A 16,098-nucleotide genomic window follows, 5' to 3' on the forward strand; every position below is an offset into this window, starting at 1 on the left:
CCCGTTAACGCCCACGCCCCTCAAGCACGTCGTCTAGAAAATGTCCTGCGCGGTTCGCTTTAGCACTCAGATAACGGTGATTATGGTCAGTCACGCTGCCATACAGGGCTTGGCGAGAAACCACCTCAATACCGCCTTCGCGCAGAGCAGCCATTTTTAAGGGATTATTGGTCAGTAGCTGTACGGTGGAAATCTCCAATGCATTAAGCATATCCACCGCCACCGCATATTGGCGCTCATCATCGCCAAAGCCAAGCATCTGGTCGGCGTCTACTGTGTCCAGGCCGCCATCTTGCAGGGTGTAGGCACGCAGCTTATTTGCCAAACCAATGCCTCGGCCCTCTTGAGCTAAATAGAGCAGTACGCCGCCGCCCATGGCTTGTATATCCGCTACCGCGTTGCGCAGCTGCTCGCCACAATCACAGCGCAAACTGCCAAATAAGTCGCCGGTTAAGCAGGCAGAGTGCATCCGCAGCGGTACCGCTCCTGACAGCGAATCAGGCTGCCCAATCACCACCGCTACGTGCTCCCGCAGGCCGTCAGGCTCACGAAATAGCACAAAGCGACTTTCTGGCGCGTCTTCTAACGGAATACGCGCTTCGCTGACCCGCTTCAACATGCCCGGGGCGCCTGCAAGACACTTCTCAGCATCCTGAGCATTAACCTCCAACAGCTTACCGCTGGCCAGCTGTTGTTCAATATGGGTCGCCGCTGACTCGCTTACCTCAGCGCTTAGCGCCGCAGGGATTAATAACGCACGGCGCATTAACGCCACCGCTCCGCGCCCACCCATCCCCGCAGCCTTTAACCCACTCAGCAGCGCAGGCGTTAGCGGCGTGCTCTCTTGAGATAGCGCCAAACGGTGCAGGTCGGCTTCGCTCACGTGGTGGGCTAGCGGCAAACAGGCCGCCTCCGCCGTTAATGCTACTCCCATGGCCTCAAGCCGATGGCGCGTTAGCACCAGCGCAGGGCGGGAGCCAGAGAGCTCAGCCAAACTGCTTACGGATGCGCTGCCTTCTAATGCTTGCACCAGTAGACGCTGCTCGCCGGTATTCAATACCACCGGCAAACCACGACGAATATCAAAAATAGCGCGTTCAATGTGATACATGTAGGCCTCCAGGTTGCCTTCTATAACGGGCAAAGTGCGCTTGCGCTGGGCAACATGGCCCCGCATGATGAAGTGATTCGGTTTGTAGGGAGGCGTTATGCCTGACTCCAAGAGTGGTAAAATCTCTGCCCGTGAAGAGGGCAGCATTGACAGTGACGCTGCGTGGCAGTGGTTGATGGCCGTTCGTCATGGCTCGCTCAGCCCGATAGACATCGCTCTTAACCAACCGGGGTGGCAAAGCCACGCCGCGGTAACGGAAGCTGCCCGCGTGCTGCTGGACTGCCTGACACCGCTGGCGGCTCAGTCGCGCTGGGTCATTGCCCAGCTGGGGCAGAGTTTGGATGGGCGAATTGCCACGGAAAGCGGTCACTCCCACTACATCAACGGCTTTGAAAGCCTGGTGCATTTGCACCGCCTGCGGGCGCTGGCCGACGCCGTGGTGGTCGGCGCGGGTACGGCAGCCGCTGATAACCCCCAGCTCACCGTGCGTCATGTCACCGGCAAGCATCCCGTGCGGGTAGTGATTGACCCAAGAGGCCGAGTACCCGCCGAGCATGTGCTGTTCACCACGGATACCGCGCCCACGCTGCATATCACCGGGCCGGACGTTAACAGCACCACCGGCAACGCCGAACGCTGCGTACTGCCACTGAATACCCACGGGCAGTTCACTCCCCACGATGTTATTGACCTGCTGGCGCAGCGCGGCCTGAAGCGGGTATTGGTTGAAGGGGGCGGCGTTACCGTCTCGCAATTTATTGAAGCAGGCGCCATTGAGCGATTGCACCTGCTGGTGGCGCCGCTGCTGATTGGTTCCGGTAGGCCTGGGCTGCAAATGACCCCCATCGACACCCTGGAAAGCGCCCTGCGCCCGTCGATGCGAACGTTCCGGTGTGGAGACGACACGCTGTTTGATGTGCAGCTGCGTGCCAGCCCCTGAGGAAGAGGAAGAAGACAATGGCGCAGCCGATGCACGCCTAGCAAACGCCACCCAAATGCCTGGCAAGCTGGCAAGCAGCACCAGCACTCCGTAGGCCAGCGAAATGGCAACACCCTGCGCAGAGGACAGGCCAACAAACGTCCAAATAGCCGCTGCCGTGCCTTCTCGCAGCCCCCATCCCGCAATGGAAAGCGGTATCAGCATCGCCAGTAGCAGCACTGGCGCCAGCGCCAAAATATCCACGGCCGCAAGCTCCACGCCTATTGCGCGTGCCGCGCAGACCATGACCACGCCATAGCTAAACACGATGGTTAACGACGAAAGAAGCTGCCTCGGCCATACCCGCCGCTTGAGCAAACTGCTGCGTATTTCCTGCCCAAACGCCGCGCTCCACGCCGGTAGTGCGATCAGCGATGTACGCCGCAGCCATACCGCAACGGCTAATACCGCCACCGCCAATAGCGCTACGCCTAGCACAACGCTCAGTAGCAAAGGCGTACCCAATGCCGACTGCCACAACGGCGATAAAAGCAGCGCCAATAGCGTTAAGAGTACAACCGCTACCTGACCTGATGCCCGTTCAATGACCACCGCACGCCAAGCACTCCCCTTTGAAGCCGCTTGCCCCGCATGGCGATGGGCGCGGCCCGCATCTCCCAATACCCCACCCGGCAGCAGCTGGTTAACCAGCAGCGCCAAATAGTACTCTCGTAGGGCGTAACCAAAACGCATGGGTACACCCACTAGCCCAGCCGTAAACTGCCAGCGCCAGGCACTCAGCATGATCTGTCCTACGCTAACCAACAGTGCAAGGGCCATCCACCCCAATGAAAAGCGCTGTACTTCGGCAATGACCGCCCCAGGCTCTACCCACAGCACAACGGCCACCAGCAGCCCCAGACTCACCAGCCCACGCTGCACCCAGGGGATGCGTAAACAGCGCCCAATGGCCATGGGCTATGCCTCATCCGCTGGCAATGCCAGCAGATCGCGATGACTTACTAGAATACCCACTGCACCCTCTTCAACCGCCTGTAGGCGGCGGTCGCGCCATTGGCTAATACGGTTTGCGGCCTCCTCGGGGGCTTGCTCGGTGGCTGCGTCAGCCCACCCAGCCACCAGCGCGTGCATTAATGGCCGCACGGCAGGGTCGCTGGCGTTAAGCTGCCACGGCGTTTCTGCCTCACTCACTTGGAAGCCCTGCTGCTTGAAAGCCTCCATCAACACGCCATGAGCATCGCCCCCCAGCGCGTCTCCAAGGCCCTTATCACGCTGCTGATGAGCCACAAATAGCGACTGCACCCAACAATCTTCATCGTTCTCGACGGGGGTCAGCTGCCGGTCGGTGAAACACCACGCACCGGTCACGCTCATCGCCATCAGCACGCCTTGGCGGTGCCTCACACACTGGCTAACCAGCGCCTCTATCCACGCACGGGAGACAAGATCCAGCAGCGCAGAGGCCGTTACTAGGCGCGCCTTTTCCAATGCTGGGTGTTTAAGCGTGGTGAGCGATACGCAGTGACTCTCTACCGAAACAGGCTGCCCCTTGGCGCTACGCAGCGCTGCCGCTCGCTCGAGTGCTTCATTGAGTAAGCCTGCATCATGGTCAAACAGCATCCAGTGCTGCGGGTTAGGTATTTGGGGCGCTAGAAACTGCATATTGCTTCCCCGCCCACAGCCTAAGTCTGCAATACAGGTCGGAGGCACTTGGTCGCTAGGCCGACCCTTTACATCGACACCGCTGACAAGCCACACAGCGGCAGCCTGAGTAAGCTCCTTACTTCGCGCATGGGCATCCACGCGCTCGCGCAGCGTCAGCCAGTCCGCTTGGAATTGGCTACCCGCAGCCAGCGAAGGGGGCAGCTGCAATGCCTTTGCAAACGCAGCCCCTGCGGCTTGCCAATCGTGTAAATTGCCCCGTGCTTCTGCTGCCCCTGCGCGTAACGTAGTGCGCAGCGCCGCATCTGCAATAAAATCCTGCAATGCCGCTTTTAGCGCGTTTACGTCTCCAGGCGCTACGCTTAGGCCCGCCCCTTCCGGCAGCGTATCTTTAAGTGCTCCCCCGGTGGTGGTAATCACTGGCAAACCATGGGCCAGAGCTTCGGTGACCACCATGCCATACCCCTCGTACCAGGAAGGCAACAACAAGGCGTGTGCGCTCTGGTACGCGGCTTCCAAGGTGGCTGCATCGCACTCGCCATGGAGCACTACGCGACCTGAGAGCCCATTGTCATCAATCAGCTGTTGCACACGCTGGGTAAAGGCCACGTCTCGGGCGCCACCATAACAATCGCACTGCCAGTTCAAATCACTTAAACCCGCCAGCGCGTTTACCAATACATCCTGCCCTTTGCGGGGCGTCAGCGTGCCCACACACAGCAGACGAATAGGCACGTCAGGCTCTGCCGCTGGGCTAATGGGCGCGGCCGCCACACCGGGTTCAACCACGCTAATCGGCGTGTTCATGGGCAGCGCATAGTGGTTGGCAAGCTCGCGTAAGCGGCGCTCGGTAAACCGGCTAGTGACGATGACCCTGGCAACGCTTGCGATCCCGGCTAATTCGCTACGGTGTAAGCGCTGCTGATCTTCGCTGCGAAGGCCCTGCTCATCCCCCAATGGGTGGTGCAGCAGAGCGGTAATGTCTAATCGGTGAGTATGGCGACGCACAATGTCGGGCAGCGCCCCCATCGCCAGGCCGTCAATAATCACCCGCGCACCGTCGGGCTGGGCGGCTAGCGTCTCGCCCAGCCCGAGGGAAGCCGTCTCATCGGCATCAGGAAAGCGGCCAGGCAGCCCTATCACATCAATCGTCACTCCCTGCTCACGCAGCGCGGCGACGATCTGTGCATCATAAATATAGCCGCCGGTGCGCTGGTCTGGCGCACCGGCCACAATAAGCGTCAAACGTTGGCTCATAGCGCGCCTTCATAGCTTGCCCAGGCGATATGAGACTCGTGCAGCTTAATTTCCATACCTGTTAGCCCCTGGGCGGTTGTGCCCATCTTGCCCGCCCGAATCGCCTCGGCCAGCTGGTCAAAAATCACTTTGGCCATAAACTCGGTGGTGGTATTGCGACCGCTAAACTCGCTCACGTCATCCAAGTTTTGGAAGTTGTAGTTCGCCAGCACCTCTTTGACCGTTTCGCTTGCCAAGCCGATGTCAATGACCAGCCCATCTTGGTCAAGCTCTGGGCGCTGAAACACCACATCCACGACATAAGTCGCCCCATGGGTGCGCTGGGCAGGACCAAAGATTTCACCTGTAAAACTGTGGGCAATCATAAAGTGGTCACGGACACATAAACGGTACATAGAGACTCCTGTTTTCAAAAGGCGAGGCTGTTCAAAAAGATGACATTGGGTAGCGGATACGGTGGCAGAGGGCGGTACTGCCGGGACCAAAAAGCTGTGGCGCAATAGCAGGAAAATCAGCAAACGCGCTTTCACCACTAATCAGCGCGTCTAAACGCGGATCAGTGAGTAAGCTCAATGCCAGCGTTAAGCGGCGGCGGTAGTTCCAGCGGGGCAGTAACACAGCGGGCAGTTGCCCAACCTGACTGGCTTTGAGGGTTAGCCGCTGGGAGTGAAACGCACCGCCGAGCGGCAGCGCCACGTCCCCTTTGCCGAACCAGCTCATTTCAATTAAGCGGCCTTCATTGCCCAGCAGGCCCATCCCGAGCCTTAAGCCTTGCGGATGGCCGCTGGCATGGATGACGCAGTCCTGGTCGACGGGTGCTTCGTCTGGCGTACAGAAAGAAACCCCTAACTGAGCGGCCAAGGCTTCTCGCTCGGGATTAATGTCGATTAATCGCACGTCCACACCCGGAATTTGCGCACATAGATAAGCGACTAGGGCACCTACAACGCCCGCACCCACCACACAAAGGCGCTCGCCCAGCATGGGATTAGCATCCCATACGCCGTTAATGGCTGTTTCCATATTGGCGGTTAATACGGCACGGTGAGCAGGCACCTGCTCGGGCAGCGGCAGCACTGCATCTGCGGGTACCACGTAGTGGTCTTGATGGGGATAAAGGCAAAAAACTGTTTTGTCGCGTAGTGTTTGAGGCCCTTTCGCTACCCGCCCTACGCTGCAGTAGCCATACTTAACAGGCGTAGGGAAATCACCAGTTTGAAAGGGAGCGCGCATACGCGCGTACTCGCTTTCAGGGACTCGGGTATTAAACACCAGCGACTCGGTACCCCGGCTAATGCCACTGTAGAGGGCGCGAACAAGAACCTCGCCCTCCTCTGGAGACGCTAACGGTTCGCGCCTTAACTCGCCGTAGGCTTCGCGCGTTATCCAAAAAGCTGTCGCAGTATCTGGCACCGACATGACATTTCCTTATGAGTGAAGCACTTCTTCCATCCACGGTGGCAGCTCGTCGATCATGTTGCGCTGCTGCTTCGCTTTTCTACAGCGTAGCGTAGAAAACAGAGTGGATGTTTAACGCTCGTTAAGCTTTAGAATGCCCTAAACAAAAAGACTGCTTACAAATTGAGCTTACGGTGTAGACAGTTCTACCACCGTATACAAGAATGGTACATAGAAAAACAATTGCATCATTTATTTTCAACTGCGGCTAAACGCGCCGCTCTGTGAGTCGCCATGCGGTTTTCTCTTAATACATCAGATGGCTCCCCTCCCAAACGGCTGTATAGTGCTGCGGAGTTACTGCTAGGTGGCTTGGTGCTGTTTGTTGTAGGCAGCGGTTTACCCGCGCTGTTGGCAAGTCCAGCGCACTGGAAAGTAGCCTATGGCCTTTACGCTTGTATTAGTGTGCTAACGCTAACCTTTTGGCCTTACGGCTTACTGGGCTGGGCAAATCGCGTCACGTTGACGAGAGCTACCTTAGTGGCGATCGTGGCAGGCGGATTAGTGGCGGATACGTTTACCACCGCACTGTGGCAGTGGCTGGCCATTGCAGCCATTGCGCTGGCACTAGACGGGGTAGATGGCTGGATTGCTCGGCGCTTTCATAGCCAATCAGCGTTTGGTGCGCGTTTTGATATGGAGCTGGATGCTCTGTTGATAATGCTGCTTTGCGTGGGGCTACTAACGCTAGAGCCAACCATAGGCGCTTGGGTGCTCCTCATCGGCGGGATACGTTACCTGTTTGTGGCCGCGAGCTGGCTCTTTACTTGGCTGAGCAAGCCGCTATTCGCCAGTTTTCGCCGCAAAGCCGTATGCGTTTGGCAAGTGGTTGCACTGCTGCTGGCGTTAGCGCCACTAACCCCAGCCACTGCTTCTTTTTGGTTAGCCATAAGTGCTCTTGCCACACTGATCTACTCGTTTGGCGTTGACGTATGGTGGCTGCATAAGCAACGAGTGGAGGCTGTCACAACGACAAACCACCTTCACCAACGTGGCAAGCCCACTACTTCCGACCACGTAACGCCGCCTTAAGCGCTCCATTGTCTAGCGGCTGCCCCCAGGTATCGCTATGCACTAGCTCATTTAACGGCAGCCGGGAGCGCCAGCCGCTGGCCTCCAGTTCCGGCTGATCTAAAAACTCACTCACATACCCCAGGCAAAGGTACGCTAAAGGATAAACATGTTCAGGCAGGCTCAACGCCACACTCAACTGCTGCTGATCGAGAATACTCACCCAACCGACGCCAATGCCCTCTGCTCTTGCCGCCAGCCAGAGGTTTTGCACGGCTAAACACGTGCTGAAAAGATCAGTATCGACAATGCTATTACGCCCCAACACGTGAGGGCCACCTCGGCTTCGGTCGCAGGTAATGCAAAGGTTAAGCGGGCTTTCCAAAATACCTTGCAGCTTTAGGCTACGGTAAAGCGCCTTGCGTTCGCCCTCATAATGCTCACTCGCCTTCTGGCTCTCCTGTTCAAACAGCGCTAAGACCAATGCTCTCACTTCAGGGCTTTCGATAACAATAAAGTCCCAAGGCTGCATAAATCCAACTGAAGGAGCATGGTGGGCCGCCTGCAAAAGACGCGCCAGCACATCGCTAGGAATGGGGTCAGGCAGGAACTGGGAACGTACGTCACGCCGCTCAAAAATCGCACGATAAAGACCATCGCGCTCAGCAGCGGAAAAAGAAGTATTAGAAGTAATCATTCGTTTAACAAGCCTTTGGCATCTCGATAAGCAAATGATACCGAACTCGCTAAGGGTGAAGGGCAACAATATCCTAACGTCACACGTGATTTTTATGCGCTAACCTTTAGCGCTATCTTTTCAATACAAAACGCCAAGGCTATTCAAATGCCTTGGCGTTTTGATTTATTGCTTAGCTTAATTTTTACCCCAACTGGAATGGATACACCGAGCCAATTTGCAGTAGCTGCGTCAGCTCATCCAGCGCGGTGAGCACTTCCGTCGCAAGCTGTGGGTCGGCGAGATCTTCACTGGTAAGGCAGTCGCGGTAGTGGCGGCTCACCCAGGCGGTAAGATCATCATAGAGCGCGTCGTTGAGCAGTACGCGTCCGGTAAGTGCGTCGCGCTCCGCTTCCGACAGTACCACTCGCAGGCGTAGGCAGGCGGGGCCGCCGCCGTTACGCATGCTCTGCTTCACATCTTTAACGATGACTTCACCGATGGGGTTATTGCCCGCCAGGATGAAGTTTTGAATCGTGTGCCACACGGCTTCGCGCTCTTGGCACTCGCTGGGCACCACCAGAGTCATGGTGCCATCTGGGTTGGAGAGCAGCTGAGAGTTGAACAGATACGATGCCACGGCATCTTCCATGCTCACTGCTTCCACCGGCACCCGCACGGGAATCAGCGGCGTGCTCATTTTGGCGCGCAGTTCGTCCAGCGTGCGCTCTTCATCGAGAAACGCCATTTCGTGATAGAGCAGCACCGGGCCGTTGCCGACGGCAATTACATCGTTGTGGAACACCCCGGCATCGATGGCTTCCGGGTGCTGCTGGGCGAACACGGTTTGTGCCTCGCTCAGCCCGTGCTGGCGAGCCACCGCTTGGCTGGCTTCCAGGGTTTGGCGGGCGGGGTAGCGCTTGGGTTCGCGCTCGCCGCTCCGCCCATCACCAAACGCCTGGCGACCATACACAAACAAGTGAACGCCGGGCTCGCCATACTCGCCGCACAGGCGGGTGTGGTTAGCTGCCCCTTCATCAGAAAAGGCGGGCGTGGCAGGTAGCACCGGGTGATGGGCGAAGTGCTGCTCATCACGGAACATCGCCTGCAGCACGCGGCCGGTGGTTTTCGGCTCCAGGTATCGGTGGAAGCTGGATTGTAGATTGGCGGGGGTAAAGTGCACCCGGCCATCGGGCGCATCGACGCTAGGCGTAATGGTGCCTGCGTTAGCCGTCCACATACTGGAGGCCGAGCACACCGCCCGCAGCAGCTGCGGCGCTTGCTTCGCAGCTTGAGCGAGGATCTCGCTATTGCTGCCGCTAAAGCCTAAATCACGCAGCGCACCTAAGTCCGGGCGCTGCTGAGGAGGCAGCACGCCCTGGGTGTAACCTGCGTCCATCAGCGACTTCATTTTAGCCAGCCCCTGAAGCGCCCCCTCTTTGGGGTTAGAAACCAAACCGCCGTGGCTCATCGAGGCCACATTACCGTGGGCCAGCCCCGAGTAGTTATGGGTAAGCCCCACCAAGCCGTCGAAGTTAACTTCCCGGATGCTGTTCACGTTCATAGGTTGACTCCCGGCGGCAGGGTTTCCGGCATTTCCAGACTTTCAGCCTCCATGGAGGCGACCGGGTAAGCGCAGTAATCCGCCGCGTAGTAGGCGCTGGGGCGGTGGTTGCCGCTGTCGCCGACGCCGCCGAAGGGTGCGTCACCAGACGCGCCGGTAGTCTGGCGGTTCCAATTCACAATGCCTGCGCGAATGCGCAGCAGGAAGTCGTCCCAATCCGCCTGCTCACCACCAATCAACCCAGCGGAAAGGCCGTAACGGGTGTCGTTGGCAAGGACCAGCGCCTCATCCCAGTCCGCGTAGCGATGGATTTTCAGCAGCGGGCCGAAGTGCTCCTCATCGGGCACATCCAGGCCTGTCACATCGATCAGCGCAGGGCTGAGTAGGCTGGTGTTCTCCTTGAGGCGCTGCATACGGTTGATCACGGTGCCGCCCATGGTTTCCAGTTCATCTTGGGCTTTGAGCAAGCCATCGGCGGCAGCAATGCTCACTAGGCCACCGTAAAACGGCGCGGGATCTACCTCAAACTGCCCTGCTACATGCAGCTTGCTAATCGCATCGGAAAGCGCGTCGATAAGACGGTCGCCCGCTTCGCCGTTAGGCACCATTAGACGACGAGCACAGGTACAGCGCTGGCCGCCAGAGAGAAACGCCGACTGCAGAATCGTTAGCACCGCTGCGCGCTCATCGTCCACATCCTTCACCACCAGCGGGTTATTGCCGCCTAATTCCAGTGCGAGGATTTTATCCAGCTGCCCGGCAAACTGCTGCTGTAACAGCCCGCCTACTTTAGCGCTGCCGGTAAACAGTAGACCATCGATACCGGGGTGGGCGGAGAGCGCCTGCCCGACGGCCACGCCGCCTTGCACTAAGTTGATCACCCCAGCAGGTAAGCCCGCCTCTACCCAGCACTGCAGCGTTAAATCGGCGGTAAGCGGCGTTTGGTCGCTGGGTTTGAACACCACGGTGTTACCCGCCAGCAGCGCTGGCACCATATGACCGTTGGGCAGGTGGCCGGGGAAGTTGTAAGGGCCGAACACCGCCATCACGCCATGGGGACGGTGTCGCAGTACCGCTTTAGCGCTGCCGACCTCTTTTTCACGCTCCCCGGTGCGCTCGTGGTACGCCTTGATGGAGAGCGCCACCTTACCCACCATCGCGCCGGCTTCGGTGCGTGCTTCCCAGAGCGGCTTGCCGGTTTCCGAGGCAATGGCGATGGCTAAGTCGTCCTGACGCGCCTTGAGCACTTCCACAAAACGTTCTACCAGCGCTTGGCGCTCAGCAAAGGAGGTACGCGCCCAGCCAGGAAATGCCGTGCGCGCTGCGTCAACCGCCGCGCCTACTTGGTGGCTAGAGGCCGCTGCGCCTTGCCATAGCAGCGCACCCGCCACGGGATCGTGCTTGGTCAAGGCGTCGGCATCGCCGACTACCCAGGCACCGTTGATCAGTTGCTGCTGCTGGGCGTGCATGTTCTGGGTGTGCATCGTGCTCTCCTTCACTGAGCCTGCGTGTCTGTCGAGTCATTTTGTGAGCGAGCCGGGCGTTAGGTTTCCAGCAGGCGAACGGTATCGCCACTGGATACCCCTAGCCGTTCAGCTTCTTCGGGGGTGAGCACTATCGTGCTGGCGTCTGCGGGCGCCCGGCCTATCCAGCTAGCGGTAAAGCTGAGCATCTGGGTAGATGCCGCCAGCCAGCGGCTAACGCTCTCTTGCGGCGCGTTGGGCGAGATTTCCACCTGATACAGCGCGGAGTTACGAATTCCCCGCACGTCATCGATATAGGCTTCCACAGTAGGACCACCATCGAAGATGTCGATGTATCCTTCCCAGCGTAGACCCTCTTTTTTGAGCATCTCCAACGCCGGGCGGGTGTGCCGGTGCACCTGGCCAATACACGCCCGCGCCTCTTCCGACATAAACGTGGTGTAGATGGGAAACTTAGGCATCAGCTCGCCGATAAAGCTTTTCTGGCCCAGCCCGGTTAAGCGGTCGGCTTCGTTGAAATCCATGGGGAAGAAGTGTTTCCCCAGGCTCTCCCAGAAGGGGCTGACGTTGTTTTCATCGAACACGCCGCGCATCTCGGCCAGCACTTTCAGCGGAAAGCGGTCGCGGAACTGAGCAATAAACAGCCAGCGCGCCTTCGAGAGCAGCGCCCCGTTGCGCAGGTGTTTGTTGGCCTCGCCGCGATACTCCGGGCGTAGAAACAGCGAGCACACTTCGGCGTCGCCGGTATGGTCAGAGCTTAAAAACAACGTGTCGATAGTGCGATGCAGATCAAGCTGTACCGAGGAGTGCGCCAGCGTACCGAGCCGGTAGTTATAGAACGGCACTTCGCGCCCCACCTGGCCCTCAATGGCGCAGCAGCCCGCTAGTTCGCCGCTCTTTTCATCCTCTAGTACAAAGAAGTAAAGCCGGTCATCAACGGGCGTGCGCTCTTCAAAGGCGCGGGCGGCCGCCTCTATTTTACCGGCCAGGAACTCACGGTTATCCGGCAGCGAGGTAAACCCCACACCTGCCTGCTGCGCAAGCGCCTGGAGCCCATCCAGATCATCACGGGCAATGGGTCGAATGCGCATTACATCTCTCCTTCATCGAGCGCATCGTCCGCGCTTGGCAGGGTTAACGGCGCGGCCAGCACTGCGCGGCCCTCTTCCACCCCCAAACGCGCTGCATGCTGCGGAGTGAGCATTAGCTGCCCCGTGGGCGAGAGCGCATAGCGCGCCACAATACAGCGGAAATCGCCCAGCGTCTGATTGGCAATCATCGCCGGCTCAGCATCTGGAAGCGCGTGCTCAGGGCGCACACGCACCGGGTGCCAAGCGGCATTACGAAACGTTTCCAGGCGCTCACGCTCGGCTTTGACAATCGGACCTGCGTCAAAGATATCCACGTGCCGGGAGCGCACGAAACCTTCTGCCAGCATTTCAGCCAGCGCCTCTTCATGGGCCGGGTGTTCACGGCCAATGGCGGCGCGGGCCTGGGGTGTTAACAGCGGCAAGTAGAGCGGGAACTGGGGCATCACTTCGGCAATAAAGCTTTTTGAGCGCACCCCCGCAATGTGATTCATCTCTTGGAAGTTGCGGGCAAAAAAGTGGCGCCCGACGCTTTCCCAAAAAGGGGATTCATTATGGCTATCTAAATAGCCGGGGAAGGCGACCGCCAAAATCCGCGAGAAGCGCTCCGGGTATTGGGCAATGAACATCAGCCGCGCCCGGCGCAGCAGGCTCTCCGCGCTGGTGCCTTTGTAGCGCGGGTTGAGCGACAGCGCGCAGAGCAGCGTAGCATCCGACGCTTCGTGAGAGAGCGCCAGTGTTTGCACCTCACGGCGAACGTTGAGCTGCTGGGAGGCGTGGATTAGCGTCTCTTGACGATAGGTGTAGTAGGCTTCGGCAGCCCCCGCCTGGGCGCGAATCGTGGCCGTTCCCAGCACCTCGTTGCGGCTATCATCTGCCAGCACGAACATATAGTGCTCGTTGCCAGGGAACTCGATATCGCTTGAGAACGCTTCCTGGGAGCGCACAATGCGCTCCTCAAGGCGGTCTCGGTTGGCGGGCAGGTTGGTAAGCCGTGGCACCGCATGCTCTGCCAGTTGCTCTAAGGCGGGAAGGTCAGCCAGCGTGACCGGACGGATTACCAACATGTTTAACGCCCCCTCTTTTTTAACTTGCGGCTTGCTCATGCGCTAGCAACAAGTCGCTCGATGGCACGTTCAAGACGCGCCATGCCTTCGGCAATATCTTCCTCAGGAATCACCAGCGAGGGCGCCATACGAAGCACGTTAGGCCCTGCAATCAGCGCCATCACCCCCTCTTCAATGGCCAGCGGCAGAATATCTTTGGCGCGGCCTTCAAAGGCATCCGACATCTGCGCCCCCATCAGCATGCCCATGCCGCGAATCTCTTTAAACACGCCGTACTTGCGGTTGATAGTCTCTAGATGTTCGCGGAACAGGTCGTGGCGATGTTTGACACCCTGCAGCACCTCGGGCGTATCAATAAACTCAACCGCTGCCAGCGCCACTGCAGACGCCAGCGCATTGCCGCCGTAGGTGGAGCCGTGGGTACCAATCGCCAGCGATTTGGCGATGGCATCGGTGGTCAGCGTGGCGCCAATGGGGAAGCCACCGCCCAGCGATTTAGCGCTGGTAAGGATATCCGGCGTGATGCCGAAGTTTTTATAGGCGTACAGCTCGCCGCTGCGGCCAACGCCGGTTTGCACTTCATCAAAAATCAGCAGCGCATTGTGCTCGTCACACAGATCGCGCAGGCCCTGCAAGAACTCCTGGGTGGCAGGCACGATACCGCCTTCACCCTGCATCGGCTCCACCATAATGGCGCAGGTATCGTCGCCTACAAGCTTACGCACGCTCTCCAGGTCGTTGAAGTTGGCATGCAGAATGCCGCCCGGCACCGGGCCAAAGCCTTGAGAGTACTTGGGCTGGCCACCCACGCTGACGGTGAAGAAGGTGCGGCCATGGAACGACTGGTAGAACGAGATGATTTTATCTTTATGCTCACCGTGGTGGTCTACCGCCCAACGACGGGCCAGCTTCAGTGCAGCTTCGTTGGCTTCGCCACCGGAGGAGCACAGGAACACTTTATCGGCGAACGTGCGCTCGGTGAGGGTTTTGGCCAGTTTTAGCGCTGGTTCGTTGGTAAACACGTTGGAGAGATGCCAAAGCTTTTCGCCCTGCTCTTTTAACGCATTCACCAGCACCGGATGGCAGTGACCCAAGGAGTTCACCGCGATGCCACCGGCAAAGTCGATGTACTCACGGCCCTCTTGGTCCCACAAGCGGCTGCCTTCACCACGCACAGGAATAATCTGCTGCGGCGCGTAGTTAGGCGTCATGTAGTGGTCGAAATCTTGACGGCTCGGGGTGTGGCTCATGGGACAGTACCTCCAGTGGAGTAAGCGATAGAATCAGTATACGGGGGGCGATGGACGCCCTGCTTTCAGTATTGGGACGGTAAATTATGAAAAGCTGCGCTTAACCCAGCCGCTCTTCTCGCGGCGTAATGCCAAAGTGGTTGCGGTAAGCGGTGGAAAAGTGCGCGCCAGAGGAGAACCCGGTCATCAGAGCAATATCCCCCACCGGACGATCGCTCTCTCTCAGCTGTTTACGGGCATCCTGCAGGCGTAAATCCAGGTAGTAGCGGCTGGGGACCGCCTGAAGGTATTTCTTGAACAAGCGCTCTAGCTGACGGCGGGAAATGCCTAGATGTTCGGCGAGTTCCAGCGTCGAGAGCGGTTCTTCGATATTGCTTTCCATTAGCGTGACCGCATCCACCAAACTTTGGGGCGCGTGGCCCAGGCGGTTGCGCAGCGGGACGTGCTGACGCTCGTCGGCTAGGCGAATACGATCGCAGACAAACTGCTCGGAGACCTGTTCGGCCAAGCGCGGGCCGTGATGTTTGCCAATCAGCGTGAGCATCATGTCCATCGCGGCGGTGCCGCCCGCACAGGTTAAGCGGTCACGATCAATTTCGAACAGCTGCTGAGAAAGCGTGACTTGGGGGTAGGCTTGGACAAAGGCGTCAAAACGTTGCCAAGGCAAGGTGGCGCGGTAGCCTTCCAGTAAGCCACAGCGAGCGAGCACCTCGGTGCCCCCAGCCAAACCGCCAAACGCCACACCTCGCCCCTGATGGCTGCGCAGCCACTCATTGAGCTTCGCGGGCAGTGCGTACGGCAGCGGCGTGGGCGCGCATACCAGCAGTAGATCCAGCGGGCCAAGAGGCGCTCCCAATGCGTGCTGCGCGATGAGTGAAAGCTGCGCACCGCTGCGCACCGGCTCGTCATCTAGGCTGAGAGTCACCGTTTGGTACAGCATTTGGCCACTAAGCTGGTTGGCCATTTGCAGCGGCTCCATGGCGCTAGCGTGCGCCAATAGCGAAAACCCTGGCAGCAGCACAAAGGCCACCCGCCTGCGGTGGCTTGGGGGTGGCGTTAACGTACTGGAATGCATGTGAATTCGCTGTGCGGCCTATTGCGCTGCATGAAAACCGTCCGCTGGCTAACTGGGTCGACTGTAATGGTTACATCTTACCCAATTGTGCTCTTTAAGGCAGCGCTACGGTGTTTTAAACAAAAACAGAGCGCATAAATGCAAATTGCCGGGCAAAAAGCCCGGCAATCGATTTCTTACAGGAAAAGAGAGACCGTTCGTTAGCCTCCTCCATTCCCTGCACCAAGAATGAGAAACCCAGCAACCACTACCCCAAGCACGATAATAATTAAGGGTAAGAGCTTATGAAGGCCTTTAGGCGGTTTTTTGGCCTCCGGCTGGCGCTGAGGTTCAGCACTCTCAAAATCCTCAGGTATACGCTGATTTATGACGTGCTCTTTCTCCTCTTCTTGAGTCTTGCTTTCCCTAGTATCCATAAACGCCTCCTGTTACTACGGCAGAAAAGATGAGTACGA

14 protein-coding genes and 1 pseudogene are annotated in these 16,098 nt (G+C 58.4%); 2 read left to right on the forward strand and 13 right to left on the reverse strand.

Annotated elements, in window-relative coordinates; all coding sequences use genetic code 11:
- Positions 1–4 precede the first annotated feature (4 nt).
- A complete protein-coding gene (gene ribA, locus LOS15_RS10395) occupies positions 5–1,111 on the reverse strand; it encodes a GTP cyclohydrolase II RibA (protein ID WP_263065762.1) in 1,107 nt (368 codons plus the stop codon).
- Positions 1,112–1,286: 175 nt separating this feature from the next.
- On the opposite strand from ribA, the gene LOS15_RS10400 reads away from it, so the two are divergent.
- On the forward strand, positions 1,287–2,051 hold the full coding sequence (locus LOS15_RS10400) for a RibD family protein (RefSeq protein ID WP_263069689.1): 765 nt from the start codon (positions 1,287–1,289) through the stop codon (positions 2,049–2,051).
- 123 nt (positions 2,052–2,174) lie between these two features.
- Here LOS15_RS10400 and LOS15_RS10405 read toward each other — a convergent pair.
- The 4 genes and pseudogenes from LOS15_RS10405 to LOS15_RS10420 form a co-directional block, all read right to left on the reverse strand.
- A pseudogene (locus LOS15_RS10405) lies at positions 2,175–3,005 on the reverse strand (lysylphosphatidylglycerol synthase transmembrane domain-containing protein); the annotation flags it as partial.
- A 3-nt stretch (positions 3,006–3,008) separates the two neighbouring features.
- Positions 3,009–4,970, reverse strand: coding sequence for a glycosyltransferase (locus tag LOS15_RS10410; RefSeq protein WP_263065764.1), 1,962 nt, complete (start codon positions 4,968–4,970; stop codon positions 3,009–3,011).
- On the reverse strand, positions 4,967–5,365 hold the full coding sequence (locus LOS15_RS10415) for a 6-pyruvoyl trahydropterin synthase family protein (RefSeq protein WP_263065765.1): 399 nt from the start codon (positions 5,363–5,365) through the stop codon (positions 4,967–4,969). The genes LOS15_RS10410 and LOS15_RS10415 overlap by 4 nt, the downstream gene beginning before the upstream one ends.
- A 31-nt stretch (positions 5,366–5,396) precedes the next feature.
- Positions 5,397–6,389 carry a zinc-dependent alcohol dehydrogenase gene (locus LOS15_RS10420; RefSeq protein ID WP_263065766.1) on the reverse strand — a complete coding sequence of 331 codons (993 nt, stop codon included), beginning with the start codon at positions 6,387–6,389 and terminating at the stop codon, positions 5,397–5,399.
- 273 nt (positions 6,390–6,662) lie between these two features.
- On the opposite strand from LOS15_RS10420, the gene LOS15_RS10425 reads away from it, so the two are divergent.
- Positions 6,663–7,460, forward strand: coding sequence for a CDP-alcohol phosphatidyltransferase family protein (locus tag LOS15_RS10425; protein WP_263065767.1), 798 nt, complete (start codon positions 6,663–6,665; stop codon positions 7,458–7,460).
- On the opposite strand, the gene bluB is transcribed toward LOS15_RS10425, so the two are convergent.
- From bluB to LOS15_RS10465, 8 genes are all read right to left on the reverse strand, one after another.
- Positions 7,432–8,136, reverse strand: a complete 705-nt coding sequence (gene bluB, locus LOS15_RS10430) for a 5,6-dimethylbenzimidazole synthase (protein WP_263065769.1) — start codon at positions 8,134–8,136, stop codon at positions 7,432–7,434. The two genes, LOS15_RS10425 and bluB, sit on opposite strands and share 29 nt — an antisense overlap.
- Positions 8,137–8,320: 184 nt before the next feature.
- Positions 8,321–9,679: an N-succinylarginine dihydrolase gene (astB, locus tag LOS15_RS10435; RefSeq protein WP_263065770.1), complete on the reverse strand. Its 1,359-nt coding sequence runs from the start codon at positions 9,677–9,679 to the stop codon at positions 8,321–8,323.
- Entirely contained in the window at positions 9,676–11,148 is a 1,473-nt protein-coding gene (astD, locus tag LOS15_RS10440) for a succinylglutamate-semialdehyde dehydrogenase (protein ID WP_263069692.1), read from the reverse strand. The genes astB and astD overlap by 4 nt, the downstream gene beginning before the upstream one ends.
- Positions 11,149–11,222: 74 nt before the next feature.
- The gene (astA, locus tag LOS15_RS10445; RefSeq protein ID WP_263065771.1) at positions 11,223–12,254 is read right to left on the reverse strand and encodes an arginine N-succinyltransferase; all 1,032 of its coding nucleotides are present in this window, start codon (positions 12,252–12,254) and stop codon (positions 11,223–11,225) included.
- Entirely contained in the window at positions 12,254–13,318 is a 1,065-nt protein-coding gene (locus LOS15_RS10450) for an arginine N-succinyltransferase (protein ID WP_263065772.1), read from the reverse strand. Before LOS15_RS10450 ends, astA begins: the two co-directional genes overlap by 1 nt.
- A 35-nt stretch (positions 13,319–13,353) precedes the next feature.
- A complete protein-coding gene (locus LOS15_RS10455) occupies positions 13,354–14,568 on the reverse strand; it encodes an aspartate aminotransferase family protein (RefSeq protein WP_263065774.1) in 1,215 nt (404 codons plus the stop codon).
- Positions 14,569–14,668: 100 nt separating this feature from the next.
- Complete coding sequence (locus LOS15_RS10460; RefSeq protein WP_263065776.1) at positions 14,669–15,643, reverse strand: GlxA family transcriptional regulator; 975 nt, start codon at positions 15,641–15,643, stop codon at positions 14,669–14,671.
- A gap of 200 nt (positions 15,644–15,843) precedes the next feature.
- A complete protein-coding gene (locus LOS15_RS10465; RefSeq protein WP_263065777.1) occupies positions 15,844–16,059 on the reverse strand; it encodes a hypothetical protein in 216 nt (71 codons plus the stop codon).
- Between the last annotated feature and the right edge of the window lie 39 nt (positions 16,060–16,098).

This window comes from Halomonas sp. 7T (genome assembly GCF_025643255.1).
GTDB lineage: Bacteria > Pseudomonadota > Gammaproteobacteria > Pseudomonadales > Halomonadaceae > Vreelandella.

Excerpts from the sequence above, each read along its gene's own strand:
- ribA (WP_263065762.1), bottom strand. The coding sequence starts at position 1,111 with ATGTATCACATTGAACGCGCTATTTTTGATATTCGTCGTGGTTTGCCG.
- LOS15_RS10400 (WP_263069689.1), top strand. The coding sequence starts at position 1,287 with ATGGCCGTTCGTCATGGCTCGCTCAGCCCGATAGACATCGCTCTTAAC.
- LOS15_RS10410 (WP_263065764.1), bottom strand. The coding sequence starts at position 4,970 with ATGAGCCAACGTTTGACGCTTATTGTGGCCGGTGCGCCAGACCAGCGC.
- LOS15_RS10415 (WP_263065765.1), bottom strand. The coding sequence starts at position 5,365 with ATGTACCGTTTATGTGTCCGTGACCACTTTATGATTGCCCACAGTTTT.
- LOS15_RS10420 (WP_263065766.1), bottom strand. The coding sequence starts at position 6,389 with ATGTCGGTGCCAGATACTGCGACAGCTTTTTGGATAACGCGCGAAGCC.
- LOS15_RS10425 (WP_263065767.1), top strand. The coding sequence starts at position 6,663 with ATGCGGTTTTCTCTTAATACATCAGATGGCTCCCCTCCCAAACGGCTG.
- bluB (WP_263065769.1), bottom strand. The coding sequence starts at position 8,136 with ATGATTACTTCTAATACTTCTTTTTCCGCTGCTGAGCGCGATGGTCTT.
- astB (WP_263065770.1), bottom strand. The coding sequence starts at position 9,679 with ATGAACGTGAACAGCATCCGGGAAGTTAACTTCGACGGCTTGGTGGGG.
- astD (WP_263069692.1), bottom strand. The coding sequence starts at position 11,148 with ATGCACGCCCAGCAGCAGCAACTGATCAACGGTGCCTGGGTAGTCGGC.
- astA (WP_263065771.1), bottom strand. The coding sequence starts at position 12,254 with ATGCGCATTCGACCCATTGCCCGTGATGATCTGGATGGGCTCCAGGCG.
- LOS15_RS10450 (WP_263065772.1), bottom strand. The coding sequence starts at position 13,318 with ATGTTGGTAATCCGTCCGGTCACGCTGGCTGACCTTCCCGCCTTAGAG.
- LOS15_RS10455 (WP_263065774.1), bottom strand. The coding sequence starts at position 14,568 with ATGAGCCACACCCCGAGCCGTCAAGATTTCGACCACTACATGACGCCT.
- LOS15_RS10460 (WP_263065776.1), bottom strand. The coding sequence starts at position 15,643 with ATGCATTCCAGTACGTTAACGCCACCCCCAAGCCACCGCAGGCGGGTG.
- LOS15_RS10465 (WP_263065777.1), bottom strand. The coding sequence starts at position 16,059 with ATGGATACTAGGGAAAGCAAGACTCAAGAAGAGGAGAAAGAGCACGTC.